The 25,533-nt window shown below is 68.9% G+C and carries 24 protein-coding genes; 13 read left to right on the forward strand and 11 right to left on the reverse strand.

The genetic code is table 11. The features are described from left to right. Nucleotides 1-10 precede the first annotated feature (10 nt). The 5 genes from hutH to AC1DYD_RS02355 are packed head-to-tail and all read right to left on the reverse strand — an operon-like array spanning nt 11 to nt 5,149. The gene (gene hutH, locus AC1DYD_RS02335; RefSeq protein ID WP_478171133.1) at nt 11-1,648 is read right to left on the reverse strand and encodes a histidine ammonia-lyase; all 1,638 of its coding nucleotides are present in this window, start codon (nt 1,646-1,648) and stop codon (nt 11-13) included. Between the two features lie 57 nt (nt 1,649-1,705). Continuing rightward, nucleotides 1,706-2,503, reverse strand: a complete 798-nt coding sequence (hutC, locus tag AC1DYD_RS02340) for a histidine utilization repressor (protein WP_478171134.1) — start codon at nt 2,501-2,503, stop codon at nt 1,706-1,708. 25 nt (nt 2,504-2,528) lie between these two features. Next, entirely contained in the window at nt 2,529-3,308 is a 780-nt protein-coding gene (locus AC1DYD_RS02345) for an ABC transporter ATP-binding protein (protein WP_478171135.1), read from the reverse strand. Beyond that, on the reverse strand, nt 3,308-4,150 hold the full coding sequence (locus AC1DYD_RS02350) for an ABC transporter permease (RefSeq protein WP_478171432.1): 843 nt from the start codon (nt 4,148-4,150) through the stop codon (nt 3,308-3,310). The genes AC1DYD_RS02345 and AC1DYD_RS02350 overlap by 1 nt, the downstream gene beginning before the upstream one ends. A gap of 33 nt (nt 4,151-4,183) precedes the next feature. After that, nucleotides 4,184-5,149: an ABC transporter substrate-binding protein gene (locus AC1DYD_RS02355; protein ID WP_478171136.1), complete on the reverse strand. Its 966-nt coding sequence runs from the start codon at nt 5,147-5,149 to the stop codon at nt 4,184-4,186. A 320-nt stretch (nt 5,150-5,469) separates the two neighbouring features. Between AC1DYD_RS02355 and AC1DYD_RS02360 the strand changes: the two genes are divergently transcribed. Beyond that, a complete protein-coding gene (locus tag AC1DYD_RS02360) occupies nt 5,470-5,931 on the forward strand; it encodes a PaaI family thioesterase (protein WP_478171137.1) in 462 nt (153 codons plus the stop codon). A gap of 100 nt (nt 5,932-6,031) precedes the next feature. Then, on the forward strand, nt 6,032-8,092 hold the full coding sequence (locus AC1DYD_RS02365; RefSeq protein ID WP_478171433.1) for a RecQ family ATP-dependent DNA helicase: 2,061 nt from the start codon (nt 6,032-6,034) through the stop codon (nt 8,090-8,092). A gap of 27 nt (nt 8,093-8,119) precedes the next feature. Here AC1DYD_RS02365 and AC1DYD_RS02370 read toward each other — a convergent pair whose 3' ends face one another. Together AC1DYD_RS02370 and AC1DYD_RS02375 are read right to left on the reverse strand one after the other, a co-directional pair. Next, nucleotides 8,120-9,685 (reverse strand): S41 family peptidase, encoded by a 1,566-nt coding sequence (locus AC1DYD_RS02370; protein ID WP_478171138.1) that lies wholly within the window; start codon nt 9,683-9,685, stop codon nt 8,120-8,122. Between the two features lie 50 nt (nt 9,686-9,735). Continuing rightward, nucleotides 9,736-12,057: an ATP-binding protein gene (locus tag AC1DYD_RS02375; RefSeq protein WP_478171139.1), complete on the reverse strand. Its 2,322-nt coding sequence runs from the start codon at nt 12,055-12,057 to the stop codon at nt 9,736-9,738. Between the two features lie 120 nt (nt 12,058-12,177). Between AC1DYD_RS02375 and AC1DYD_RS02380 the strand changes: the two genes are divergently transcribed. Next, nucleotides 12,178-13,377, forward strand: a complete 1,200-nt coding sequence (locus AC1DYD_RS02380) for a threonine ammonia-lyase (RefSeq protein WP_478171140.1) — start codon at nt 12,178-12,180, stop codon at nt 13,375-13,377. A gap of 10 nt (nt 13,378-13,387) precedes the next feature. Here the strand turns inward: AC1DYD_RS02380 and AC1DYD_RS02385 are convergent, their stop codons facing one another. Beyond that, nucleotides 13,388-13,774 (reverse strand): hypothetical protein, encoded by a 387-nt coding sequence (locus AC1DYD_RS02385; protein ID WP_478171141.1) that lies wholly within the window; start codon nt 13,772-13,774, stop codon nt 13,388-13,390. A gap of 262 nt (nt 13,775-14,036) precedes the next feature. Between AC1DYD_RS02385 and AC1DYD_RS02390 the strand changes: the two genes are divergently transcribed. Both AC1DYD_RS02390 and AC1DYD_RS02395 read left to right on the forward strand, forming a co-directional pair. Further along, nucleotides 14,037-14,189, forward strand: a complete 153-nt coding sequence (locus tag AC1DYD_RS02390) for a hypothetical protein (protein WP_478171142.1) — start codon at nt 14,037-14,039, stop codon at nt 14,187-14,189. 213 nt (nt 14,190-14,402) lie between these two features. Beyond that, the gene (locus AC1DYD_RS02395; protein WP_478171143.1) at nt 14,403-16,250 is read left to right on the forward strand and encodes a phosphoenolpyruvate carboxykinase (GTP); all 1,848 of its coding nucleotides are present in this window, start codon (nt 14,403-14,405) and stop codon (nt 16,248-16,250) included. 246 nt (nt 16,251-16,496) lie between these two features. On the opposite strand, the gene AC1DYD_RS02400 is transcribed toward AC1DYD_RS02395, so the two are convergent. Next, entirely contained in the window at nt 16,497-17,042 is a 546-nt protein-coding gene (locus AC1DYD_RS02400) for a hypothetical protein (protein WP_478171144.1), read from the reverse strand. A 107-nt stretch (nt 17,043-17,149) separates the two neighbouring features. Here AC1DYD_RS02400 and AC1DYD_RS02405 point away from each other — a divergent pair, with 107 nt between their 5' ends. Further along, nucleotides 17,150-18,124 carry a LysR family transcriptional regulator gene (locus AC1DYD_RS02405; protein WP_478171145.1) on the forward strand — a complete coding sequence of 325 codons (975 nt, stop codon included), beginning with the start codon at nt 17,150-17,152 and terminating at the stop codon, nt 18,122-18,124. 3 nt (nt 18,125-18,127) lie between these two features. Here the strand turns inward: AC1DYD_RS02405 and AC1DYD_RS02410 are convergent, their stop codons facing one another. Continuing rightward, nucleotides 18,128-18,385 carry a hypothetical protein gene (locus AC1DYD_RS02410; RefSeq protein ID WP_478171146.1) on the reverse strand — a complete coding sequence of 86 codons (258 nt, stop codon included), beginning with the start codon at nt 18,383-18,385 and terminating at the stop codon, nt 18,128-18,130. 37 nt (nt 18,386-18,422) lie between these two features. Between AC1DYD_RS02410 and AC1DYD_RS02415 the strand changes: the two genes are divergently transcribed. Continuing rightward, nucleotides 18,423-19,241, forward strand: a complete 819-nt coding sequence (locus tag AC1DYD_RS02415) for a metallophosphoesterase (RefSeq protein ID WP_478171147.1) — start codon at nt 18,423-18,425, stop codon at nt 19,239-19,241. Between the two features lie 10 nt (nt 19,242-19,251). On the opposite strand, the gene AC1DYD_RS02420 is transcribed toward AC1DYD_RS02415, so the two are convergent. Continuing rightward, a complete protein-coding gene (locus tag AC1DYD_RS02420; RefSeq protein WP_478171148.1) occupies nt 19,252-20,799 on the reverse strand; it encodes an alkaline phosphatase D family protein in 1,548 nt (515 codons plus the stop codon). A gap of 55 nt (nt 20,800-20,854) precedes the next feature. Here AC1DYD_RS02420 and AC1DYD_RS02425 point away from each other — a divergent pair, with 55 nt between their 5' ends. From AC1DYD_RS02425 to AC1DYD_RS02450, 6 genes are read left to right on the forward strand one after another with little or no spacing between them, the layout of a single operon-like run. Then, nucleotides 20,855-22,084 (forward strand): nucleoside recognition domain-containing protein, encoded by a 1,230-nt coding sequence (locus AC1DYD_RS02425; RefSeq protein ID WP_478171149.1) that lies wholly within the window; start codon nt 20,855-20,857, stop codon nt 22,082-22,084. 44 nt (nt 22,085-22,128) lie between these two features. Beyond that, nucleotides 22,129-22,665 (forward strand): flavin reductase family protein, encoded by a 537-nt coding sequence (locus tag AC1DYD_RS02430; protein WP_478171150.1) that lies wholly within the window; start codon nt 22,129-22,131, stop codon nt 22,663-22,665. Beyond that, nucleotides 22,662-23,162 carry a BON domain-containing protein gene (locus AC1DYD_RS02435; protein WP_478171151.1) on the forward strand — a complete coding sequence of 167 codons (501 nt, stop codon included), beginning with the start codon at nt 22,662-22,664 and terminating at the stop codon, nt 23,160-23,162. The genes AC1DYD_RS02430 and AC1DYD_RS02435 overlap by 4 nt, the downstream gene beginning before the upstream one ends. Before the next feature lie 51 nt (nt 23,163-23,213). Next, entirely contained in the window at nt 23,214-24,116 is a 903-nt protein-coding gene (locus tag AC1DYD_RS02440; protein WP_478171152.1) for a DMT family transporter, read from the forward strand. Further along, nucleotides 24,113-25,027, forward strand: coding sequence for a glutaminase (locus AC1DYD_RS02445; protein ID WP_478171153.1), 915 nt, complete (start codon nt 24,113-24,115; stop codon nt 25,025-25,027). Before AC1DYD_RS02440 ends, AC1DYD_RS02445 begins: the two co-directional genes overlap by 4 nt. Further along, nucleotides 25,028-25,510: a hypothetical protein gene (locus AC1DYD_RS02450; RefSeq protein ID WP_478171154.1), complete on the forward strand. Its 483-nt coding sequence runs from the start codon at nt 25,028-25,030 to the stop codon at nt 25,508-25,510. It abuts the gene before it with no gap. Nucleotides 25,511-25,533: the final 23 nt, after the last annotated feature.

A 25,533-nucleotide genomic window follows, 5' to 3' on the forward strand; every position in this document is an offset into this window, starting at 1 on the left:
GGACGTGGGTTCAGGCGTGGCTGGGCAGGATGGCCTGGACCGCCGCAGGCCACTGGCCCTGGCGTGCCCACAGGCGCATGGCTTCGATCGACGGTGCGAGGAAGCGGTCCTGGTCGATGAAGGCGACGCGTTCCCGGATGGCGGCGAATTCGGCTTCGAGCAGGGGCGAGCTCTTCAGCCCGGCGCCGGGCCGCCCCAAGGCGGGCTGCGCCCCCTCGGGGGGCAGCGAGGACACGCCAGTGCCGAGCGTGGGGGCCGTAGTGCTGCCTCGCTTGAGCTCGATGCCTTGCGCCGCCGCCATCGCCTCGATGCCGACGACCACCGCCGTGTTGTCGACCATGTCGCCGAGCCGGCGCCCCGCGAAGGTGGCCATCGACACGTGGTCTTCCTGGTTGGCCGAGGTCGGCAGGCTGTCGACGCTGGCCGGGTGCGCGAGCGACTTGTTCTCCGACGCCAGCGCCGCGGCCGTGACTTGCGCGATCATGAAGCCCGAGTTGACGCCGCCATCGCGCACCAGGAACGGCGGCAGGCCCGACAGGCCGCTGTCGAGCAGCAGCGCCATGCGGCGTTCGGAGATCGCGCCGATCTCGGCCAGCGAGAGCGCGATGATGTCGGCCGCGAAGGCGACCGGCTCGGCGTGGAAGTTGCCGCCCGAGATCACGTCGCCGTTGTCGAACACCAGCGGGTTGTCCGACGCCGCGTTGGCCTCGATGCGCAGCACGCGCGCCGCATGCGCGAGGTTGTCGAGGCAGGCGCCCATCACCTGCGGCACGCAGCGGATCGAGTACGGGTCCTGCACGCGGCCGCAGTCGGCATGCGAAGGCAGGATCTCGCTGCCTTCGAGCAACGCGCGCACCGCGCCCGCCACCGCGATCTGGCCCGGCTGGCCGCGCGCGGCGTGGATGCGGGCATCGAAGGGCTTGATCGAACCCTGGATCGCCTCGAGCGACAGCGCGCCCGCCATCAGGCCGGCCGCGAACACGTCCTCGGCACCGAACAACCCGGCCAGCGCGAGCGCCGTCGACACCTGCGTGCCGTTGAGCAGCGCCAGGCCTTCCTTCGGCCCGAGCACGAAGGGTGCGAGGCCGATGCGCGCCAGCGCGTCGGTGCCGGTGATGACTTCGCCGTCGGGCGCCGTGACCTCGCCCTCGCCGATCAGCACGCAGGCCAGGTGCGCCAGCGGCGCCAGGTCGCCGGAGGCGCCGACCGACCCCTTCGAGGGAATGCGCGGCAGCAGGCCGGCGTTCGACAGCGCCAGCAGCGCGTCGACGATCTCGGGCCGCACGCCCGAATGACCGCGCGCCAGGCTCACGGCCTTGGTCGCAAGCACCAGCCGCACCACCCCGGCCTTCAGCGGCTCGCCGGTGCCGGCACTGTGCGACAGCACCAGGTTGCGCTGCAACTCGGCCAGCCGCTCGGGCGGAATGATGGTCTGCGCCAGCTTGCCGAAGCCGGTGTTGATGCCGTAGACCACCTCGCCGGCCTCGACGATGCCGCGCACCGTGGCCTGGGCCGCCAGCAGGCCGGCGCGCGCCGATGGATCGAGTGCGAGCTGCACGCCACCGGCATGCACGCGGCGCAGCGTCGCGAGGTCGACGTCACCGGGTGCGAGGACGATCGCTGCGGCTTCGGTAGGGGTGGCGGTCATGGAATTCTCCTGTCTATACAAGTAGGCGCGCGCGAAAACGAAAACGGACGCGCGCGTTCAGCCGAACGAAGGGTTGCCGTCGGCTCGGAAGCGGCTGCCGAGGCGGTAGCGCGAAGCCGGGTGCAGGCAGCGCACCACCGTCACCGGCAGGGTCCGGGTCCAGGTGCGGCGCGTCAGCAACAGGCAGGGATCGGTCACCGGCATCGCCAGGCGCTCGGCCTGCTCGGGGGTCGGCAGCACCGCATCGACCACGTGCTCGATCTGGTCGAAGGGCACGTTGCGCACCAGGTATTCGCTCGGCGGAACGAGCGAGAAGTCCTGGTCGAGAAAGTCCGGCACCACGCGCGGGTTGACATAGCGGTCCTCGAGCTGCACCGGCGTCTCGTTTTCCATGTGCAGGCAGACCGTGTGGAACACCGACTCGCCGGGCCGCAGGTCGAGCCAGACGGCGACGTCGGGCGCGGCGGCGACGCGCTCGGCGGTCAGGAACTCGCACCGGTAGTCGTGGCCGCGGTCGCGGATTTCGCTGGCGATGTTGGCGATCTGCAGCAGGGTCGACTGCGGCTTGTTCTCGGCGACGAAGCTGCCGACGCCCGCCACGCGCACGATGCGTCCCTGCTCGACCAGCTCGCGCAGCGCGCGGTTGACCGTCATGCGCGCCACGCCGAACTGCGCCACCAGCTCGCTCTCCGATGGCAGGCGGTGGCCGGCGGTCCAGGAGCCGTCCTGGATCTTGTGGGTGATGAAAGCCTTGATCTGCTCGTACAGCGCCAGCGCGGGCGACGTCGAGGCCGCCGCGCGCGCAGGCGCGGTGCGGTGGGCGTCGGGGGCTTTGCGGAGGCTGGCGGCTGTCATGCGGTCCTTCTCGGGGCGTGGATCATCAATGCTCGGCGGCGGCCATGGACTCGGCGCGGATCTCTTCGGTCAGGCGCGCCTTGATGTCCATGAACTCGGGCGAGGTCTTGATTGTGTAGTGGCGCGGATGGCCGAAGTCGACCGGGATCTCGGTCTTGATGCGGCCAGGTCGGGCGCTGAACACCGCCACGCGGTTGGCCATGAAGATCGCCTCGTCGATGTCGTGCGTGACGAACAGCACCGTCTTGCGGGCCGACTCCCAGATGCCGAGCAGCAGTTCCTGCATCAGCACGCGGGTCTGGTTGTCGAGCGCGCCGAAGGGCTCGTCGAGCAGCAGCATCTTCGGGTCGTTGGCCAGCGCGCGGGCGATCGCGGTGCGCTGCTGCATGCCGCCCGAGAGCTGCTTGGGGAAATGGTTCTCGAAGCCGCGCAGGCCGACCTTGGCGATGAAGAAGTCGCTGCGCTCCTTCTGGTCGGCCTCGCCCATGCCGCGCTCCCGCAGTCCAAACCGGATGTTCTGTGCAATCGTCAACCAGGGGAACAGCGTGTAGCTCTGGAACACCACGCCGCGGTCTGCACCCGGGCCTTCGACGGTCCGGCCGTCGAGCAGCACGCGCCCTTCGGTCGGATGGTCGAGCCCGGCGACGATGCGCAACAGGGTCGACTTGCCGCAGCCCGACGGGCCGAGGATGGTGACGAAGTCGTTCTCGCGCACCTCGAAGTCGATCGGCAGCAGCGCCTGCGTGGTCTGGCCGCGTGTGCCGGTGAAGGTGCGGGACACGCCGCGAATCGAAAGCTGGTTCATCAGATCGTGCTCCAGGCGAAGAGACGGCGGTTGAGCGCCTTGAAGGCGAAGTCGGAGATCAAGCCGATGATGCCGATGACGATGATGCCGAAGATGATCTGCCCGGTGTTCAGCAGCGCCTGGCTGTCGGTGATCATGTGGCCGATGCCCGACGACGAACCGATCAGCTCGGCCACGATCACGTAGGTCCAGGCCCAGCCGAGCACCAGGCGCAGCGTCTCGGCGATGCCCGGTGCGGCACCCGGAATCAGCACCCGGGCGACGATGCCGCGGCTGTTGGCGCCCAGCGTGTAGGCGGCCTCGACCAGGTCGCGCCGCGCGCTGCCCACCGTGACCGCCACCATCAGCGTGATCTGGAACACCGAGCCGATGAAGATCACCAGCAGCTTCTGCGTCTCGCCGATGCCGGCCCAGAGGATCAGCAGGGGGATGAAGGCCGAGGCCGGCAGGTAGCGGCAGAACGAGACGAAAGGCTCGAAGAAGGCCTCGACGCCTTTCCAGGTGCCCATCGCGATGCCCAGCGGCACCGCCACCACGGTCGCCAGCACGAAGCCGCCGAACACGCGCCAGACGGTCATGCCGATGTCGTGGCTGAAGTTGTACTCGGTGAAGAGCAGCACCGCTTCCTTGACCATCGTGACCGGACTGGCCAGGAAGGTCGGCGAGACGAAGCCGCCGAGCGTGAACAAGGCCCAGACCACCACGAAGACCACGAAGAAGCCGACGCCGAGCAGCCAGCGCGCGCGCGCGCTGACGGGCTCGAGCGGCGCCAGCGCGCGGCGCCGCCGAGGCGCCACGGGCGCCGCCGCCGCGGCGGGCAGCGTCGGCTTGGATGAATGCATGACAGGCGTCGCGCTCATGATCGATCTCGCTTCTTACTGGATGAAGCGGGTGTCGAAGGTGGCGGCGAGGTCGTCGGGCACCTTGCGGATGACGCCCGACTCCAACAGGATCGCCTGGGCATCCTTCATGAACGGCGTGATGTCGTTGGCGAAGAACTTCTGGTTGGCCGCCTTGTCCGACCAGCGCAGATAGGCCGACGACTTGGCGAACTGCTCGCCGCTCTGCTTGACCGCCGCGCCCATGATCTCATTCGACTTGGCCGGGTCGTTCTTGATCATCTCGACCGCTTCGAAGTAGGCGTTGGCCAGCGCCTGGGCGGCCTTGGCGTTGGTCTTGAGCCAGGTCGGCGCGCAGCCCACGGTGTCCATCACCATCGGGTAGTCGAGCGTGGTGGCGAGGATCTTGCCGGATGTGGGGTTGCTGCGCACGGTCGACAGGTAGGGTTCGTAGGTCATCGCGGCGTCGTTCTGGCCGGCGACGAAGGCCTGTGCCGCGGGCTGCGGTTCGAGCGAGACCAGCTTGACGTCCTTCATGCTCATGCCGTTCTTGTTGAGCATCCAGGCCAGGCCGAAGTACGGCGCGGTGCCCGGTGCGCTGACGCCGATGGCCTTGCCCTTGAGGTCGGCGAAGCTCTTGACGTCGTTGCGCACCGCGAGGCCGTCGGCCCCGTAGGACTTGTCCATCTGGAAGATCTGCACGATCGGCACGCCGTTGGCGTTCCAGGCCACGTGGGTCTCGACCGTGGTGGCCGCGCACTGGATCGCGCCGGAAGCCAGCGCCAGGTGGCGGTCCTTCTGCGGGATCATGCGCAGGTCGACGTCGAGCCCGTTCTTCTTGAAGATGCCGGCCTTGTCGGCCAGCGTCAGCGGCGCGAAGCCGGTCCAGCCGGACATGCCCAGCGTGATCTTGGTGTCCTCGGCATTGGCGCTCGTCGCCATGCCCGCGATACATGCACCCGCCGCCACCAGCGAGGCGATTTTTGCGACCGTCTTGACCATTCAGGTTCTCCTGTTGCGTTTCAAAGATTCCGGCTCGCCGGCGACGCGAAAGACGCGAGTTCCAGCAGAGTGCCGAGTTTGATTCCCCGCGATGCACCTGTATATACAGGTTAACCCGGAATGGCGGTCCGGGTCAACAGCCGCTTCGCCCCTTGTCAGTGCGCGAAAGCGGTTTCATGCACCAAACGCTGTCTAGACAGGATCTGGCTGCGGCGAACGCGAGTCAACAAGCAACCCTCGTGCCCGCCACCAGATCTCCCTTTTCCCACCGATGCGGCGCCTCGATAATTGACGTTTACGTCAACGTCAGGCCGACCCGAATGCAACCCGCCCCGTTCGTCCCCCAGGATCCCGACTATGCGCAGCGCGTGCGCCAGAGCTTCGAGCGCCAGGGCGCCATGGCCACGCTCGGTGCGCGCCTGGGCGAGATCACGCCCGGCCGCGTGGCCATCGAGTTCGACTGGGCCGCGGCCCTGACCCAGCAGCATGGTTTCCTGCATGCCGGCATGGTGGCCGCCGCGCTCGATTCGGCATGCGGCTATGCGGGCTTCACCCTGATGCCAGCCGACGCCGCCGTGCTGACCATCGAATTCAAGATCAACCTGCTCGCGCCCGCCAAGGGCCGGAGCTTCCGAATGGTCGGAAGCGTGATCAAGCCCGGCCGCACGATCACGGTCTGCGAGGGCCATGCCTACGCGATCGACGAGGGCCGAGAGAAGCTGGTTGCCACCATGGGGTGCACGTTGATGGCGGTTTCCGGCCGCGAAAACATCCGCCACTGACAGCCGAGGGCCCGCCACCAAGCGACAATGAAGACCGGCTCGCCGCTGCGCACCTGGCGGGCCGTCCTTCATCCAACGCCGAACAGTGTCCGCCTTGCCCATCGCCTCCTCCGTCTCCGCGCTCGCGCCTCCGTCCGGCGCCGACGATCCGCAGCTGATCCTCCACGAGATCTTCGGCTACGCGCAGTTCCGCGGTCCCCAGCAAGCGATCGTCGACCACGTCGTGGCCGGCGGCGACGCCCTGGTGCTGATGCCCACCGGCGGCGGCAAGTCGCTGTGCTACCAGATCCCCGCCATCGCGCGCCAGCGCGCGGGACATGGCGTGACCGTGGTGGTGTCGCCGCTGATCGCGCTGATGCACGACCAGGTCGGCGCGCTGCACGAGGCCGGCGTCGATGCCGCCTTCCTCAACTCGACGCTGGACTGGGAGCAGACGCAGGACGTCGAGCGCCGCATGCTGCGCGGCGAGATCACGCTGCTGTACGCCGCGCCCGAGCGCGTCAACACGCCGCGCTTCCTGTCGCAGCTCGACTCGCTCCGGGAGCGCGGCAAGCTGGCGCTGTTCGCCATCGACGAAGCCCATTGCGTAAGCCAATGGGGCCACGACTTCCGCCCCGAGTACCGCGCGCTCTCGGTGCTGCACGAGCGCTACGCCGGCGTGCCGCGCATCGCGCTCACCGCCACCGCCGATGCGCTGACGCGGGCCGACATCGTCGAACGGCTGCAGCTCGAGGAGGCCCGCCAGTTCGTCTCGAGCTTCGACCGGCCGAACATCCGCTACACCATCGTCGAGAAGAAGGAAGCCACCACGCAGCTGCTGCGCTTCATCGAACGCGAGCACGAGGGCGACGCGGGCGTGGTCTATTGCCAGTCGCGCAAGCGGGTCGAGGACGTGGCGCAGACGCTGCGCGACGCCGGCATCAACGCCCTGCCCTACCACGCGGGCCTGGACGCCGCGGTGCGCCAGAAGCACCAGGACCGCTTCCTGCGCGACGAGGGCATCGTGATGGTCGCCACCATCGCCTTCGGCATGGGCATCGACAAGCCCGACGTGCGCTTCGTCGCCCACCTCGACATGCCGAAGAACATCGAGGGCTACTACCAGGAAACCGGCCGCGCCGGCCGCGACGGCGCGGCTGCCGATGCCTGGATGGCCTACGGCCTGCAGGACGTGGTGAACCAGCGCCGCATGATCGACGAAAGCCCGGCCGGCGAGGAGTTCAAGCAGGTGATGCGCGGCAAGCTCGACGCCCTGCTGTCGCTGGCCGAAGCCAGCGACTGCCGGCGCGTGCGGCTGCTCGGCTACTTCGGCGAGACCTATGGGCACGCCACTGCCGCCGCCGGGCCGCCCCAAGGCGGCAGCGGCCCCCTCGGGGGGCAGCGAGGACACGCAGTGCCGAGCGTGGGGGCCACTGACGCCGCCGGGCCGCCCCAAGGCGGCAGCGGCCCCCTCGGGGGGCAGCGAGGACACGCAGTGCCGAGCGTGGGGGCCACATGCGGGAATTGCGACAACTGCATCACGCCGCCGCAGGTGTGGGACGGCACCGATGCGGCCCGCAAGCTGCTGTCCACCATCTACCGCGTGCAGCAGCAGAGCGGCATCAGCTTCGGCGCCGGCCACATCATGGACATCCTGCGCGGCAAGGCGACCGAGAAGGTCAAGCAGTTCGGCCACGAGCGCGTCAGCACCTTCGGCATCGGCGCCGACTTCAGCGAGGCCCAGCTGCGCGGCGTGTTGCGCCAGCTGATCGCCACCGGCGCCCTCGCCGTCGATGCCCAGGCCTACAACACGCTGCAGCTCACCGACGCCTCGCGCGCCGTGCTCAAGGGCGAGATCCAGGTGATGCTGCGCGAATCGGTCTCGTCGCCGGCCGAGCGCAAGTCGCGGCGCGAGAAGACCGCGCGCGCCGCGCCCCCGCCCGCCGCGGCGTCGCTCGACGCCGCCGGCCAGGCCCGCTTCGCCGCACTCAAGGCCTGGCGCGCCGAGGTGGCGCGCGAGCACAACCTGCCGGCCTACGTGATCTTCCACGACGCCACGCTGGCCGCGATCGCCGAGCGCGCGCCGGCGACGCTCGAGGATCTGCAGGGCATCAGCGGCATCGGCACCAAGAAGCTCGACGCCTACGGCGAGGACGTGCTGCGCGTCTGCAAGGCCTTCTAGCGCGCGCCAGTCCGCGCCGGCCGGGCCCTAAGGACGGGGAACGATGCGGTTCTCGCGCAGGGGCGGGCGGACCAGGTAGCGCGTGCCGGCGGCCTCGGCCTTGCCGAGCGCCAGTTCCGCCTTGTTGGTCGTTGCAGCCGGGCAGGCGCCGGTGCTGCGCAGCGTCAGCGCAGCCGCCAGCCGGGCCTCGGCCGGGTCGCCCAGCGCATGGCCGAAGTCATCGGCCACCGCGCAGGTCGGCGCGAAACCGTCGCCGTAGTCGCCGAAGCCCTGCTGGTTCACGCCCTGGAACTGGATCGCGAAATAGGTCGTGCCGCAGTTGTCCTGGGGAAAGAAGCCGTAGGGCTTGCCGCAGGTGCCGGCACCGACGAGATTCACCGTGATGCCGACGCCGCGCAGGCCGTTGACGACCGATTCGCTGGCCGAGCAGGTGTCCGGCCCCACCAGCACGGTGACGCGCAACAAGCCCAGCTGGGGCAGCGGGTCGCCGGCGCTCGTCGAGTAGCCACGCGAGGTCGGGTAGAACGGCAGGTTGACCTGGTTCCCTTTCTGGCCAAACGGATTCTGGTCGTTGAACCGCAATTGCTCGAACACGTTGCCGAAGGTGGCCTCGGGCGTGGCGACCATGAAGGCCAGTTCGCTCGCCACGTCGAGCAGGCCGCCGCCGTTGTAGCGCATGTCGATCACGAGGTCGCTGACGGCCGCTGCCTTGAGGATATTCATGGCCCAGATCAATGGCCCTTCCGCGGTCGCCAGATGGTCGTTGAACAACAGGTAGCCGACCGGCCCGGTCGGGCTGTCGATGGTCTTCACGTTCTGCACCGGCGCGCGTGTAATCCGGGCCGAGGTCAGGCTCACGCTGCGTACGCTGCCGTCGCCGGCCTGCAGCTTGAAACTGTGGGTCTGGTTGATGCTCGCCGGCGCCAGGGCGGCGTTCAGGGCGGCCACATCGGCGCCGGCCACGACATCGATCCCGTCGATCTCGACCAGCTTCAGGCCGCGATCGATCGCCGCTTGCGCGGCCGGGGAGCTCGGCTCGGTGAAGGCGACGCGGATATCGCGGGGCGGTGCGGCGCTCAGGAAGGCGAGTTCGAGGCCGTAGCCGACCTCGGAGCCGGCCTGCGACTGTTCGCGATAGCCGAGCGTATCGACGGCGAAGTGAAAGCGGTCCTTGCGCTTGCCGGAGGCCGTCAGATTCGGCGTCTTCAGGACGTCGAAGTACGCGATCGGGGTGGCAAAGTCGGCGGCCCGGAGGTCGTTGGGCACTTCGGCGTACCAGAGGTAGGTCTCCGCGATCCAGGCGCGGACCCAGCTTTTCTCGATGGCCAGCGAGCCCATCCCATCGGGGAAGGCGGCGCCGGTGTCCGGGTCGACACCGATGCGCGGTGAAGCGCATTGGCCGGCCACGCTGGAAGACTTGACGATCGGATCGCCGCCCGACGCCGCAGGCGTCGGCGACGGCAACGCGGACAGCGGCAATGCCACACCGCCGCCGCCGCCACCACCCCCACACGCGGCCAGCAGGCAAAGCGCTGCCAGCGCCACGACGGCCGACGCGCAGCGCGCCGCGCCCATCTTCCGGACACACCTCATCGATCGCTCTCCCTCGCGCGCGGCAATCCGCGCTCTTCTTCCGTGGGTCTTTACTGGACGAAACCGATGCTGCGCGATTCGCGCACTTCGGGCTTGATCCGGTGCTCTGCTTCGAGCTGGTCGAGGAACTCGGTCGCCGAGAACTCGACCGCCAGGATATCGGTCTGGCGCTTGACGGCCGCGAAATCTCCCGGGCACAGCTGCGACAGCCTGGCCAGCCGCACCCCGATCTCGGGGGTCAGCAAGCTGGCATCTCCGGCCAGCGCCTCGGTGACGAACATCCGCTCGCGCTGCTCGGCGGTCAGCGGCATGAACTTGATCTTGAAGGTGAAGCGGCGCAGCGCCGCCTGGTCGAGCCGGTCGAGCAGATTGGTGGTGCAGACGAAGATGCCGTCGAAGCGCTCCATGCCCTGCAGCATCTCGTTGACTTCGGTCACCTCGTAGGTGCGCTGGGCGCCGCGGCGGTCCTGCAGGAAACTGTCGGCCTCGTCGAGCAGCAGCACCGCCTTCTCGGCCTCGGCCTCCTTGAACATGGCCGCCATGTTCTGCTCGGTCTCGCCGACGTACTTGCTCATCAGGTCGCTGGCCTGCTTGACGATCAGCGGCCTGCCGACGGCCTTGGCGATGTGCTCGGCCAGCGCCGTCTTGCCGGTGCCGGGCGCGCCGTAGAAGCACATGGTGCCATGGCCGCGCGCCTTGAGCGCCAGGACGATGCGCGGGATCTCGAAGCGGGTCTCGACGTTGAGCATGTCGAGGTCGTAGGTCGTGACGCTGCGGCGCGCGCCCGGTGCGTCGGGCGTGCCGAGCGCGAGATCGGCATTCTTGAGCTGCCGCTCGATCAGGTTCTCGACCGAGCCACCGTCGGTCATGGCCAGCTCTGCGAAGCGCACCGCGGTGCGGATCTGCGCCGGCGTCAGGCCCTTGCGCCCGGCCAGCTTGGCGGTGAAGGCCTCCGACACCGAAACGCCTTCGAGGGTCTTGCGCACCAGTTGTTCGCGCGCGCCGGGCGGCGGCGACTTGAGCTCCAGGTGGTAGGCGAAGCGGCGCCGGAACGCCGGGTCGATCTGCTCGATGCGGTTGGTGACCCACAGCGTCGGCACCGCGTTCGACTCGAGGATCTGGTTGACCCAGGCCTTGCCGCTGACGCTGCCGCTGGCCGGCGACGGACCCTGCTCGGCGCGCGCCATCAGTTGCGCGGCCTCGGTGCTGATCGGCGGGAACACGTCCTCGACCTCGTCGAACAGCAGCGCCGCCTGCTCGCTGCCCTTCAGGAACACCTGCGCGATCTGCAGCGAGCGATAACGGTCGCGGCCCGACAGCGAGTTGCCGTCGCGGTCGGCGTATTCGACCTCGAACAGCTCCAGCCCCGCGGCCTGTGCCACCACCTTGGCGAGTTCGGTCTTGCCGGTGCCCGGCGGGCCGTAGAGCAGCACGTTGACGCCGGGCTCCTTGCGCGCCACCGCCGCGCGCAGCAGCGTGACCAGCATCTGGGCGTCGTCCTCGACGAAGGAAAAATCCTGGACCGACAGGTTGCTCTTGGCGGAAGGCCGCGTGAAGACGGCCATCAGCTCGTTGCGGTCGCGGTACTCGCGCATCAGCACCGGCGGCAGCTTCTCGCTGACCTTCATCAGGTCGGCCAGGTCGGTGATGTTGTGTTCGGAGATCAGGTTCTCGACCAGCCCGATGCGCTCCAGCCTCGAACCGGCACGCAGCGCCTCGCCGACCTCGCTGGCGTTGACGCCGGCCACCTCGGCGATCGCGGCATAGGCCTCGGGCGCGTTGTTGACCTTGAACTCGACCAGCAGCGAGCGCAGGTCGCGCTGGTAGCGCGCCAGCGTGCCGTAGAGCAGCAGCGCCCGCTCGGCCTTGTTGAGCTGCAGCAGACCGGCCAGCGCATCGATGTTCTTCTCGACCAGGGTCGACTGCTTGCGCAGCGCATGCGTGAGCCAGTCGCGCGTGACGGACAGCACCGACAGCAGGTCCTTCGGCTGGTCCTTGGCGTATTCGTCCAGGTAGAAGAACAGCGTGCCTTCCTCGTAGGGGCCGCGCCAGACGCCGTGGCGATCGAGCAGCGTACGGCCATCGAAGCCCTCGACGCCCTTCCAGACCTCGTTGCCCACGCAACGCCGGCCGAGGAACTCGCGCAGGCGCTGCAGCACCGGCAGCGGCCAGACCAGGTGGCGCCCCGTGAGCGACAGCAGCCCGTTGAGGTCCCGGCGCACATTGAAGCGCGGACCCTGCTTGGCGGCCAGCGTGAGCACGAAGTGCGAACACATGAGTTCGAGCACCGGCGCTTCCTTGAGTCCTGGCGACGGCAGTGCATGGCCGCGGGAAGCCGCAGCCACTGCATCGACACCGGAACGCTTGACCATCGGGCAACCTCCAGCTAGGAGAAGGTGAATCTGGACGCGACCATAGCGCAGAGTTTTGGCTTGGGGAAGCCTGCCGACACGAAATACCTTGTTGTTGCAAATCCGTCCACAATTCCACCGATGATTGGAATCGAAGCGATCGAACGCGCAGCCCGGCGCCTCCACGGGCAAGTGCTGGACACGCCCTGTGTCGAGTCGCGCACCCTGTCCGAAATCGTCGGTGCCCAGGTCTTCCTCAAGTTCGAGAACCTGCAGTTCACCGCCTCGTTCAAGGAACGCGGCGCTTGTAACAAGTTGGTCGATCTTTCGGAAAGCGGCGTCCGCGGGGTGATCGCCATGTCGGCCGGCAACCATGCCCAGGGTGTGGCCTACCACGCCCAGCGCCTGGGGCTGCGGGCGCTGATCGTGATGCCGCGCTTCACGCCGGGCGTGAAGATCGAGCGTACGCGCGGCTTCGGTGCCGAAGTGGTGCTGCACGGCGACACCCTGGACGCCGCCCGCGCGCACGCACTGGCGCTGGCCGAGCGCGAGGGGCTGGCCTTCGTCCATCCCTACGACGACGAGGCGATCATCGCCGGCCAGGGCACGGTGGCGCTCGAAATGCTGGATGCGGTGCCCGACCTGGACGTGCTGGTGGTGTCGGTCGGCGGCGGCGGGCTGATCGCCGGCATGGCGGTGGCCGCCAAGGCGCGCCGGCCGGGCATTCGCGTCGTGGGTGTCCAGACCTCGCGCTTCCCGGCGATGGTGAACGCGGTGCGGGGCACCCACCATCCCCAGGGCACGAGCACGATTGCCGAGGGCATCGCCGTGGGCACGCCGGGCGTGCTGACCCGCGAGATCATCGCCCGCGAAGTCGACGACCTGCTGCTGGTGGACGAGGGCGACATCGAGCAGGCGGTGCTGATGCTGCTCGAGATCGAGAAGACGCTGGTCGAGGGGGCAGGTGCGGCCGGGCTCGCGGCGCTGATCCGGCACCCCGAACAGTTCAGGGGACAGCGCGTCGGGCTCGTGCTGTCCGGGGGAAACATCGATCCGCTGCTGCTGGCGGCCATCATCGAGCGCGGCATGGTGCGCGCTGGCCGGCTGGCGCGCGTGCGGGTCAGTGCGCGCGATGTACCGGGTTCGCTGGCCCATATCACGGCCACTGTCGCGCAAGCGGGCGCCAACATCGACGAGGTGCACCACCAGCGTGCCTTCACCATGCTGGCGGCGCAGAACGTGGACGTGGAACTGGTGCTGCAGACGCGCGGCCGGGACCATCTCGCGGCGGTGCTGGAAGCCCTGAGGGAGGCGGGGTTCGAGGCAGTGGAGCAGCGCTAGATGTGAAGCGTCAAGCGTTTATTTCTTGGCTGGCGGCACAGCCCGGAACGCGAGGCCCTCGCACGGAGGGCCAGGGCGGATCGATGCGCAAGGCATCGACGATGTAGACCGGCGACAGCGATGCGCTGTGCACCACGGCGACACGCACCCGATGCGCGGCATGGCCCGGCGCATCGATACCCTCCAGCCATGACCCCTTGCAGTTGCGGGGCAGCCGGCGCCACTCTTCCTTGGTGATGTGCAGGAAGCCAGGCCCGGGGTAGTTCAGGAGCTTGCGTCGCTTGACGGAACCGAGGCGCAGCGACGGGTTGCGCGGGTGCATATGGACGCCCATGCCGTCATTGCCGGACTCGGCGACGCCCAGGACTTGCTCGTCGTCGTTGTCTAGGTCACTCATGGGCAGCAAGGTTAGGCTGTGGCCCCTGTTCTGTATGCCGTCTGCGCCCCCGGAACCACGAAGCCATTTCCGATACTCTCGAAGAAAATTCAGACGTCGCGAAGCGCAAGCCGCGTCCACGTGCACTTCGCCATGATCGATGCGCTGCGAGAATTGCCCTCGGGCGACGAGGGCGCCTTGAAAGGGTCTGGCAACCCCCTAGATCGCCGACTGCGTACCAGCCGGTAAAATGGCCCCAGTCTTGCGAACCCAAGGAATCCCGATGTCCAACCCCACCCCCATCGAACCCGGCCATGCCGCCGCCGTCGAAAAAGACGCGGTCGAGTCGATCGTCCCCCTGATGCCCCTGGTGCTGCCGATGGTCGGCGGGGTGCTCATGCTTCTTCTGGCCTCCATCGCCATCTACATGGCCTGAGCCCGCGGCGCGTCGCCGCGGGGCACTGCGTGCCGCCCGCGGGGCGCGATCTGCCACCCCCGAACCGGTCGTCGCCGCGACGCCCCTCCCCGGTTCAAACGGGCTTCCATCCAGCCTCCTCCCTCGACGGAAGCGTTTTCTCCAACGGATTTCGATCGCCCCAGCGCGTCGCGTCCCGTTCGAAAAGACGGTTTACAACTTAGGAGATAGACGATGAACGCACCGCTGAAGGGTCTTGCCATGCAGGCACCCTCCTACGTCAAGAACGCGAAGCTGATCGCGTGGGTGGCCGAGATGGCCGCGCTGTGCAAGCCCGAACGCATCCACTGGTGCGACGGCAGCCAGGAAGAGTACGACCGCCTCTGCCAGCAGATGGTCGAAGCCGGCACCCTGAAGCGGCTCAACCCGGCCAAGCGCCCCAACTCCTTCCTCGCCTCCTCCGACCCGAGCGACGTCGCCCGCGTCGAGGACCGCACCTTCATCTGCTCCGCGAAGAAGGAAGACGCCGGCCCGACCAACAACTGGATGGCGCCGGCCGAGATGCGCGCCACGCTGCAGCCGCTGTTCGACGGCTGCATGAAGGGCCGCACCATGTACGTCGTGCCCTTCAGCATGGGCCCGCTGGGCTCGCCGATCGCGCACATCGGCATCGAGCTGTCCGACAGTCCCTACGTGGCCGTCAACATGAAGATCATGACCCGCATGGGCAAGGCCGTGTGCGACGTGCTCGGCGACGACGGCGAGTTCGTGCCCTGTGTCCACACGGTCGGCGCACCGCTCGAAGCGGGCCAGAAGGATGCGGCCTGGCCGTGCAACAAGACCAAGTACATCGTCCACTACCCGGAGTCGCGCGAGATCTGGAGCTACGGCTCGGGCTACGGCGGCAACGCGCTGCTGGGCAAGAAGTGCTTCGCGCTGCGCATCGCATCGAACATGGGCCGCGACGAAGGCTGGCTGGCCGAGCACATGCTGATCCTCGGCGTGACCAACCCGGCCGGCAAGAAGTACCACGTGGCGGCCGCCTTCCCGAGCGCCTGCGGCAAGACCAACTTCGCGATGCTGATCCCGCCGGCCGGCTTCCAAGGCTGGAAGGTCACGACCATCGGCGACGACATCGCCTGGATCAAGCCCGGCGCCGACGGCAAGCTCAACGCGATCAACCCCGAGGCGGGCTATTTCGGCGTCGCCCCCGGCACCAACACGCAGACCAACCCGAACTGCATGGCCAGCCTCGACCGCGACGTGATCTTCACCAACGTCGCGCTGACCGACGACGGCGACGTCTGGTGGGAAGGCATGGGCGAAGCCCCGGCCCACGCCATCGACTGGCGGGGCTTGGACTGGACGCCCGCGATCGCCAAGGAAACCGGTGCCAAGGCGGCGCACCCCAACGCCCGCTTCACGGTCGCCGCGACCAACAACCCCGCCCTCGACCCCGCCTGGGACGACCCGAAGGGCGTGGCCATCGACGCCTTCATCTTCGGCGGCCGCCGTTCGACCACCGTGCCGCTGGTGACCGAGGCCCGCAACTGGGTCGAAGGCGTCTACATGGCCGCGACCATGGGCTCCGAGACCACCGCTGCGGCCGCCGGCCAGCAGGGCGTGGTGCGGCGCGATCCGTTCGCGATGCTGCCGTTCGCCGGCTACAACATGAGCGACTACTTCCAGCACTGGCTGGACCTCGGCAAGAAGCTCGAGGCCGCGGGCGCCAAGCTGCCGAGGATCTACACCACCAACTGGTTCCGCAAGGGCGAGGACGGCAAGTTCGTCTGGCCCGGCTACGGCGAAAACATGCGCGTGCTCAAGTGGATGATCGACCGCATCGAGCAGAAGGCCGACGGCAGCGAGCACGTGTTCGGCGTCAGCCCGCGCTACGAGGATCTCAACTGGACCGGCCTGGACTTCAGCGCCAAGCAGTTCGACACCGTCACCAGCATCGACAAGGCGGCCTGGCAGGCCGAACTGAAGCTGCACGCCGAGCTGTTCGAGCAGCTGTCGCACCACCTGCCGAAGGAACTTCCGGCGACCAAGGCTGCGATCGAGAAGCGTCTGGCGGCCTGAAGGCGCAGAGCCCCCACGCTCCGTCACTTCGTGTACTCGCTGCCCCCCGAGGGGGCGCTGTCCGCCTTGGGGCGGCCCGGCGGCGGACTTGAGCCCCCACGCTCCGTCACTTCGTGTACTCGCTGCCCCCCGAGGGGGCGCTGTCCGCCTTGGGGCGGCCCGGCGGCGGATTGAGCATTTCAGCCACCCACGAAAAAGCCGCCCTCGGGCGGCTTTTTTGCATCGGCCCGAAGGCCGGCGGATCGATCAATAGTATTGGCCGAGGTTGACGCGGCGCATGGCTTCATGGAGCGTCGGGATGCGGGCGTCGGCCGAGCGCTTGGCGACCCGCGCCAGCGACTGCGCCTTGCCGGCGACCGGCAGTTCGAGCTCGGCTGCCTGCTGGTGCGTGGCGATCACGTTGATTTCGTTCATGATGCGCGGGTCGAACTTGGCATAGGCCAGGAACTTCTCGTCGGCGCGGGCGGCAGCGCGGCGCTTGGCGACACCTTGGGCAGCGGCAATGGCACGGACGGCCAGCTTGCGCGCAGTGCCGGCGAACAGCGCCAGGCTCACGAAGGCGACGCCCCACAGCACCACCCAGGCCAGCAGCAGGCCGCCTTCGTCGGTGGTGGACACCAGCTTGTCGGCGACGACCAGCAGCGACGACACAATGGCCGCGAGCAGCAGCGCTGCCAGGCCACGGGCGCCATCGAAACCGCGGCGGGCAGCGCGGACGCGGTCGATCGCTGCCTCGGCGCGAACGATGCCGGGGTGCGTAGCGGGCTTTTCAACGTGGATGAAACTGGTCATGGTGTTCCTCCTGGAAGGACGAGTGGCCGAGGCCGATAGGGTGATATTAGGGGTTACCCTAGTGTGTTGCCACTTTATCTTGCTGATATTTATCATTCACATCACTTATGGACGTGAACTTTCGCACGCTCGACCTGAACCTGCTGCGCGTCTTCGACGAGGTGATGGCGGAGCGCAACCTGACGCGCGCAGCCCGCAACCTGTCGATCACCCAGCCGGCGGTCAGCAATGCGCTGCGGCGGCTGCGCGAAGCGCTGGGCGACGAACTGGTGCGGCGCGCCGGTGCGGGCGTGGAGCCGACACCGCGGGCGCTGGCGCTCTGGCCCACCGTGCGGGACGCGTTGCGGCAACTGCAGCACACGCTGGCCCCGGGCGAATTCGATGCCGGGATCGCCGACACCAGCTTTCTGCTGGCCATGGCCGATGCCACCGCGGCCGAGCTGATGCCGGGCCTGATCAGGATCGTCGAGGAGGAAGCCCGGGCCGTTTCGCTGCGGGTGCTGCCGCTGACGACCCGCGATCCGCGCCGCATGCTGGAGCAGGAGGAGGTGGACGTCGCGATCGGCTACTTTCCCGCCGTGATCGCCAGCCTGGCGGCGCGCGGGCAATCCGGCGTCGGCGAGCCCTTCGAAACCCAGCGGCTGTATGTCGGGCAGTACGTGTGCGTGATGCGCCAGGGCCATCCGCTGGCGGACGCGCCGCTGACGCTCGACAGCTTTTGTGCCGCGCGGCACCTGCTGGTGAGCTTCTCGGGCCGGCCCTACGGTTTCATCGACCAGACGCTGGGTGCGCTGGGGCGCGAGCGGCGCATCGTGGTCACGGTGAACCAGTTCTTCACGGCCGGCCGGGTGGTCGCCAATTCGGATCTGCTGACCGTGATGCCGCGGCATTTCGCGCGGGTGACCGGCATCGACGACCACCTGGTGCTGCGCGAGCTTCCCTTCGACCAGCCGCTGGTGCATGTCGACGCGCTGTGGCACCGACGGGCGCAGCATGCGCATGCGCACGGGTGGCTGCGGCAGGCGCTGCTGCGCTCGGCCGGCGCTGCCTTCGCGAACTCGCCGCCTGCATCGGCGGACTGAGAATCAGCGGACGACCGACAACCAGGCGCTGGCGGCGGCGCGCAGTTCCTGCGCGTGATGGGCGTCGAGGCCGGCGCGGCTGTCGGCGTTCTGCATCAGGATGGCGGCCGGGCTGGCATCGACGGCCTGGACGGCGGGGCGGAGAAATCGGGCCACGAGGGCAATGAGCTGAAACATGATGGTGCGCTGCCCATCGGGCGGCGCGGAGTGACGATAAGACAAGATTAAGGGTTTTCCCCAATTCTTCAAGTCGAAAGTCATGCGTGAAACGCATAACCTTATCTTCTAGACTGCATCCATGAAGCTTCAACTGCTCTCGGACCTTCACATCGAGGTGCACCCGCACCTGCAGATCGCGCCCGCTGCCGGTGCCGACCTGCTGGTGCTGGCAGGCGACATCGGCTCCTACCAGGAGGGCTCGTCGCTGATCGAGCCGGATTTCGGCCTCGCCCGTTTCTCGCCGCGCCACGGCTGGCCGACGCCGGTGATCTACGTGCCGGGCAACCACGAGTACGACAACGCCGATTTCGATGTCGTGCACCAGCGGCTGCGCGAAACCTGCGAGGCGCTGGACATCCTCTGGCTCGAGCGCGAGACCCGGGTCATCGACGGCGTGCGCTTCGTCGGCACCACCCTGTGGGCCGACTTCGATGCCCTGGTCGAGCCGACGGACGGCCTGGCCGACGCGCTCACGAAGCGCGGCAAGGCGATGCGAGCCGCCAACTTCTACCTGCAGAAGGCGGCCACCCTGCGGGACGGAAAGATCTTCCTCGCCGACTCTCTGAGGGAGCACTCACTTATATGCCAAGCATGGCTGCGTGAGGCTCTCGCCCAACCCTTCGACGGAACGACCGTGGCAATCACGCATTTCGCACCGAGCCTGTCGAGTGCCGATCCGCGCTACGGCCTGAGCCCGGGAACCGCCGGCTTCTGCAACAACCTCGACGATCTGCTGCCGCAGGCCGAGCTCTGGCTGCACGGCCACCTGCACTGCCAGTTCGACTATGTGAAGGACGGTTGCCGCGTGGTCGCGAATCCGCTGGGCTACCTGGGCAAGGGGGAGCAGGACGACTTCGACCCGGAACTGCTGATCGAAGTGCCTGCCCGACGGCGCTGAGCCGCCCGGTTCAGCCGCCCGGCCGCACGCCGGCGCGGCCGGCCTCGACCTCGAAGCTGAGCTCGGTCTCGAAGCGCGCTTCGGCCAGCACCGGGTGCGCGGTGGTGCGGAAGTCGCAGCGCAGCGCCGTCGGCGTGACTTCGATCAACGCATGGCCGCGTCGGTCGCCGCGCGCATGGACCACGTCGGGGTTGTCTCGCCGCAGGCGCGCCATGGCAGCCGCGCTGGCGCCGCGCGAAGTGACCGAGCCGCCGACGAACTCGCTGGCCACCACCGGCGAGCCCGGGTCGTTGGGCCGCACCCGCAGGTCGGCCGCGACATGGCGATGGACGTCGCCGCCCAGCACCACCAGGTTGTCCGCGCCGGCCTCGGCCGCGCCCTGCAGCAGGCGGCGCCGCGCCTCGGGGTAGCCGTCCCAGCCGTCGGTCCAGGTCCGGCGCCCCTCGGGCGTGTCGATGCCGGTGGCGCTCATCTGGGTCGACTGGCCGAGCAGCTTCCATTGGCGGCTCGAACCGGCCAGCCCCTGCGCCAGCCAGCGCTCCTGCCCGTCGCCGAGCATCGTCCGCGCGGGATCGGCCAGCTCGGCGCAGGCGGTCACGCTGCGGCCGACGTCGCGCGCCGGGTCGGGACACGCATGGTGGCTGCGGTACTGGCGGCAGTCGAGGGTCCACAGCTCGGCCAGCCGGCCCCAGGCGAAGCGGTCGTGGATACGCATCTCGGCGCCCTGCGGCGGCAGCGCCAGCGGCATGTGCTCGAAGTAGGCCTGGTAGGCCGCGGCCCGGCGCCGCAGGAAGCGCGCCGCGTCGTCGTGGGCCGGCTCGCGGTCGCCGGTGTAGTCGTTGACCACCTCGTGGTCGTCCCAGGTCAGGATCCAGGGATGGGCGGCATGGGCGGCCTGCAGGTCGGGGTCGCGCTTGTAGAGCGCATGCCGCTCGCGGTAGCCGGCCAGCGTGTGCGGCGTCGGCGTGCCGTGCTGGCGCAGCGTGTAGGCCGGACTGCTGCCTTCGTAGATGTAGTCGCCGACGAAGAGCACGAAGTCGAGGTCGCGCGCGGCGATGTCCCGGTGCGAGACGAAGAAGCCCTGCTCGTAGTGCTGGCAGGAGGCGAGCGCGAGCCGCAGGCGGCGCACCTGCGCGTCGGGGGCCGGGGCGGTGCGCGTATGGCCGACCGGGCTCACGGCATCGCCGCAGCGGAAGCGGTACCAGTAGTCGCGCTGGGGCTGCAGGCCCTGTGCCACGACGTGCACGCTGAAGCCGCGCGATGCATCGGTCGCGCGTTCCCCTCGGGCGACGACGCGCTTCAGAGCGGCATCGGCTGCGATCTCGTACTGCACGACGCAGGCCGCGTCGGCGATCGGGTCCAGGTCATCGGACTCGGGCGCCAGCCGGGTCCACAGCACCATGCCATCGGCCCGCGGCTGGCCGCTCGCGACGCCGAGCGCGAAGGGGTTGGCCCGCCAGCGCGGCGCGGCCTGCGCGCGCCCCGGCAGCGGCACGGCCCAGGCCCCCAGCGCGAGCCACAACGCTGCGCGATTCAACTCCCTGCGACGCCATCTCATGGGCGCATTGTCGCGCCCCCTATGATCGGCGCGCATTCGCAACCAGGGGATCGGCGTGCTCAACGGACTGTGGCTGGGCTTCTTTCTGACCGCGGCGGCCGCGGCGCTGGGCCGCTGGCTGCTGGGCGGCGACGCCGGCGTGTTCGCCGCCATGGTCGAGAGCCTGTTCGCGATGGCCAGGCTCTCGGTCGAGGTGATGGTGCTGCTGTTCGGCACGCTCACGCTGTGGCTCGGCTTCCTGCGCATCGCCGAGGCGGCGGGCATCGTCGACCGGCTGGCGCGGATGCTCGGGCCGCTGTTCCGCCGGCTGATGCCCGAGGTGCCGGCCGGACACCCGGCGCTCGGCCTGATCACGCTCAACTTCGCCGCCAACGCGCTGGGGCTGGACAACGCGGCGACGCCGATCGGGCTCAAGGCGATGCGCGAGCTGCAGACGCTGAACCCGCGCAAGGACACGGCGAGCAACGCGCAGATCCTGTTCCTGGTGCTCAACGCGTCCTCGCTGACCCTGCTGCCGGTGACGATCTTCATGTACCGCGCGCAGCAGGGCGCGGCCGACCCGACGCTGGTGTTCCTGCCGATCCTGCTGGCGACCAGCGCCTCGACGCTGGCCGGGCTGCTGTCGGTGGCCTTCATGCAGCGGCTCCGGCTCTGGGACCCGGTGGTGCTGGCCTACCTGCTGCCCGGCGCGCTGCTGCTGGGCGGCTTCATGGCGCTGCTGGCCACGCTCTCGGCCGCGGCGCTGGCAACGCTGTCCTCGCTGCTCGGCAACCTGACGCTGTTCGGGCTGATCATCGCTTTCCTCGGCGTCGGCGCGATCCGCGGAGTCAAGGTCTACGAGTGCTTCATCGAGGGCGCCAAGGAGGGCTTCGATGTCGCGAAAAACCTGCTGCCCTACCTGGTCGCGATGCTGTGCGCGGTCGGTGTGCTGCGGGCCTCCGGCGCGCTCGACCTGGCGCTCGAAGGCATCCGATGGGGAGTGGCCCGGACCGGCTGGGACACGCGCTTCGTCGATGCCCTGCCGACCGCGCTGGTCAAGCCCTTCTCGGGCAGCGCGGCGCGCGCGATGCTGATCGAGACCATGCAGAGCCAGGGCGTCGACAGCTTCGCGGCGCGGGTCGCGGCCACCATCCAGGGCAGCACCGAGACCACCTTTTACGTGCTGGCGGTGTACTTCGGTGCGGTCGGAGTCCAGCGCGCGCGCCATGCCGTGGGCTGCGCGCTGCTCGCTGAACTGGCGGGCGTGGTCGCCGCCATCGGCGTCGGCTACTGGTTCTTCGGATGACGACCCGAGCCGACGACAGACGGCCGCGCGGCCGATCGGCCAAAATGGGCCCCCAACTGCCCCGCTCCCCCGTGACCGCTCCCGCCCAGGCGCAACCGCCTTCCTTCTCCATCGACGAGTTCCGCGCATCGCTCGGCATGTTCGCGACCGGCGTGACCATCGTCACCGCGCGGGCCGCGAACGGCACGCTGGTGGGCCTGACGGCCAACTCCTTCAATTCGGTCTCGCTCGATCCGCCGCTGGTGCTGTGGAGCCTGGCGCGCAGCGCGGCCTCGATGGCGGCCCTGCGCACCGGCTCGCACTATGCGATCAACATCCTCGCCGCCAGCCAGAAAAGCCTGGCGGAGCGTTTCGCGACCAAGAATGTCGATCGCTGGCGCGACGTCGCCTACACCGAGGGCCTCGGCGGCGCGCCGGTGCTGGTGGGTGCCGCGGCCAGTTTCGAGTGCTTCAACCGCAGCCGCTACGACGAGGGCGACCACGTGATCTTCGTCGGCGAGGTCGAGCGCTGCATGCACAGCGCGGGGGCTTCGCCGCTGCTGTTCCACGGCGGGCGCTTCTACACGGAGCATCCGCTTTGAAGGCCGCGCCGGCGGTGCTGCTGGCAATGGCCTGTGCGGTCGAGGCCGCCGCTGCACAGGAGACGCCGAAGCCCGACAAGCAGAACTGGTTCGACGACCCCTTCTTCCAGGTCGCGTCGGGCATGCGCAATTGCCCGGTGCCCGAAGGCCCGCTGCTGACCGCGGAAGAACGCCGTGCGCAGATGCACTCGCGCCTCGAGCGCGGCACCAGTTGCTGGCTGGCCGGGCGCTGCGCCGACAGCAACGCCTACCGCTACGACAAGCCGCTGGCGCCCAAGGTGCGCGCCGCATTGGCCGCCGTGCCGGGCGTGCAGCGCGCCAGCGTCTGGGTCGTCATCCAGCGGCGCTGGGTCTACCTGCAGGGCTGCGTGCCCTCGCGCGCCATGGGCGCGGCGCTGGACCGCGCCGCGCGCGGCGTGTCCGACGTCGAAGTGGTGCTGCCCGAACTGATGGTCGGCACGCGCGGCCGCCCGCCTTATGCAATCGTGTCCCCCTGACACTTTGCGCCGGCCATCGGCCGCACCACAAGAAGAACAGAGACATCCGGAATGATCGAACGCAAGGAACATCTCGACACCCGCGCCACCACCCTGCTGCTCGCCTGCTGTGCCTTCTGGGGCTTGCAGCAGATCCTGATCAAGACCACGGTCGGCGAGGTGCCGCCGCTGTGGCAGGCCTCGATCCGCATGGCGGGCGCCGTCGTGCTGTTGTGGGCCTGGTGCGCGCGTCGCGGCGTGCCGCTGTTCAAGCGCGACGGCACGCTGCCGGGCGGCCTGCTCGCCGGCGCGCTGTTCGCCGGCGAGTTCACCTGCATCTACCTCGGACTCCAGCTGACGACGGCCTCGCGGCTCACGGTGTTCCTCTACACCGCGCCCTTCGTGGTCGCATTGCTGCTGCCGCGCTGGGTGGCGGCCGAGCGCTTGGGCGGCCTGCAATGGATCGGCCTGGCGATCGCCTTCGCGGGCGTGGTGCTGGCCTTCAGCGAGAGCTTCGGCCACAGCACCTCGGGGCAATTGCGCGGCGATGCGCTGGCGCTGGCCGCCGGCGTGCTGTGGGGGCTGACCACACTGACCATCCGCACCACCCGGCTCGCCGTCGCCAGCGCCGAGAAGACGCTCTTCTATCAAATCGCGGTGACCGCCGCGGTCTCGCCGCTGCTGTCGCTGCTGCTGGGCGAGCGCTGGGGTTTCGCCTACTCGGGCTATGCCTGGTTCTCGATCGGCCTGCAGACCGCGATCGGCGCCTTCGCGAGCTACCTCGCCTGGATGTGGCTGCTGCGCCATTACCCGGCCACCCGCATCTCGTCCTTCACCTTCCTCACGCCGCTGTTCGCGCTGGTGTTCGGGGTGGCGCTGCTGGCGGAGCCGTTGACGCTGCAACTGGTGCTGGCGCTGACCGGCGTGGCGCTCGGCATCGTGCTGGTGAATCGCCGGCCAGGAGCCAACCCATGAACTTCCAGCCCGTGCTCGACGCCATCGACGCCGAACTCCGCCCGCTGCTCGGGGCCGAGGGCCAGGTGGCCAGCTATATCCCGGCGCTGGCGCGGGTGCCGGCGCAGCAGTTCGGCATCGCACTCAGGACTTGCGAGGGCCAGGAGGCCTCGGCCGGCGACGCCGACGCGCCGTTCTCGATCCAGAGCAATTCGAAGCTGTTCACGCTGACGCTGGCGATGCGCCGCCTGGGCGATACGCTGTGGGAGCGCATCGGACGCGAGCCATCGGGCAATCCCTTCAATTCGCTGGTGCAGCTCGAAAACGAGCAGGGCAAGCCGCGCAACCCGTTCATCAATGCGGGTGCGATCGCGGTGGCCGACCGGCTCGTGAGCCTGGGCCACGCCGAGGCCGACCTGCTGGCGCTGATGTCGGAGCTCTGCGGCGAGGCGATCGCCTACGACGAGGAAGTGGCCGCCTCCGAGGCCGTGACCGGCTTCCGCAACATCGCGCTGGCCAACTTCATGAAGAGCTTCGGCAAGATCGACAACGACGTGCGCGAAGTGCTGAGCCTGTACTTCCACCAGTGCGCGATCCGCATGAGCTGCCGGCAGCTGGCGCGCGCCGCCGGTTTCCTGTGCCGCGACGGCGCCCATCCGATCGACGGCGAGCCCGAGATCACGACCGAGCGGCACGCGCGCCGCATCAATGCGCTGATGCTGACCTGCGGCACCTACGACGCCGCCGGCGACGTGGCCTTCTCGATCGGCCTGCCCTGCAAGAGCGGCGTCGGCGGCGGCATCGTCGCCGTGGTGCCCGACCAGTTGACACTGTGCGTCTGGTCGCCGGCGCTCGACGCCAACGGCAATTCGCTGCTGGGCCTGAAGGCGCTCGAGCTGTTCGCGACCCGCACCGGCCTTTCCATTTTTTGAATGACACACATGACAGACACTGCCCCTCCGATCCAGGAAGCCACGGTCTGGAGCGACGAGCTCTGGACCGCCCGCGTGATCAAGAACGAAGACGACGACGGCTGGGCCGTGGCGATGACCCGGCAGGGCGACCCCGAGCCGGCCCTGGTCGGCCCCTGGACCATGGGCCGCGACAAGAAGAACCCCAAGCCGCTCGATGCGCCGGCCTTCCACACGCTGGTGAAGACCGCCTCCGAGGTGCTGCGCCGGCACGAGCAGCAGCTGCACGCGCGATTGAACAAGAGCGTCAGCGTGGGCGCCGGTTCGCAACGCATCCGCGTTTCGCTGCAGATCGTGCCCGACGAGGACAACCCGCACGCGATGCTGAGGGCGCTCGACGAATCCGGCAGCGAGCTCGCCGAGCTGCGGGTGAAGCCGGACTTCAAGCTCAGCGCCGCCAGCGCCGAGGCCTGGATCGACAGCGGATTCGAGAAGCCCCGCTGAAACGGCGGACATCGGCGTTCTGC

It is taken from the genome of Variovorax sp. P4_B11, from assembly GCF_056402355.1.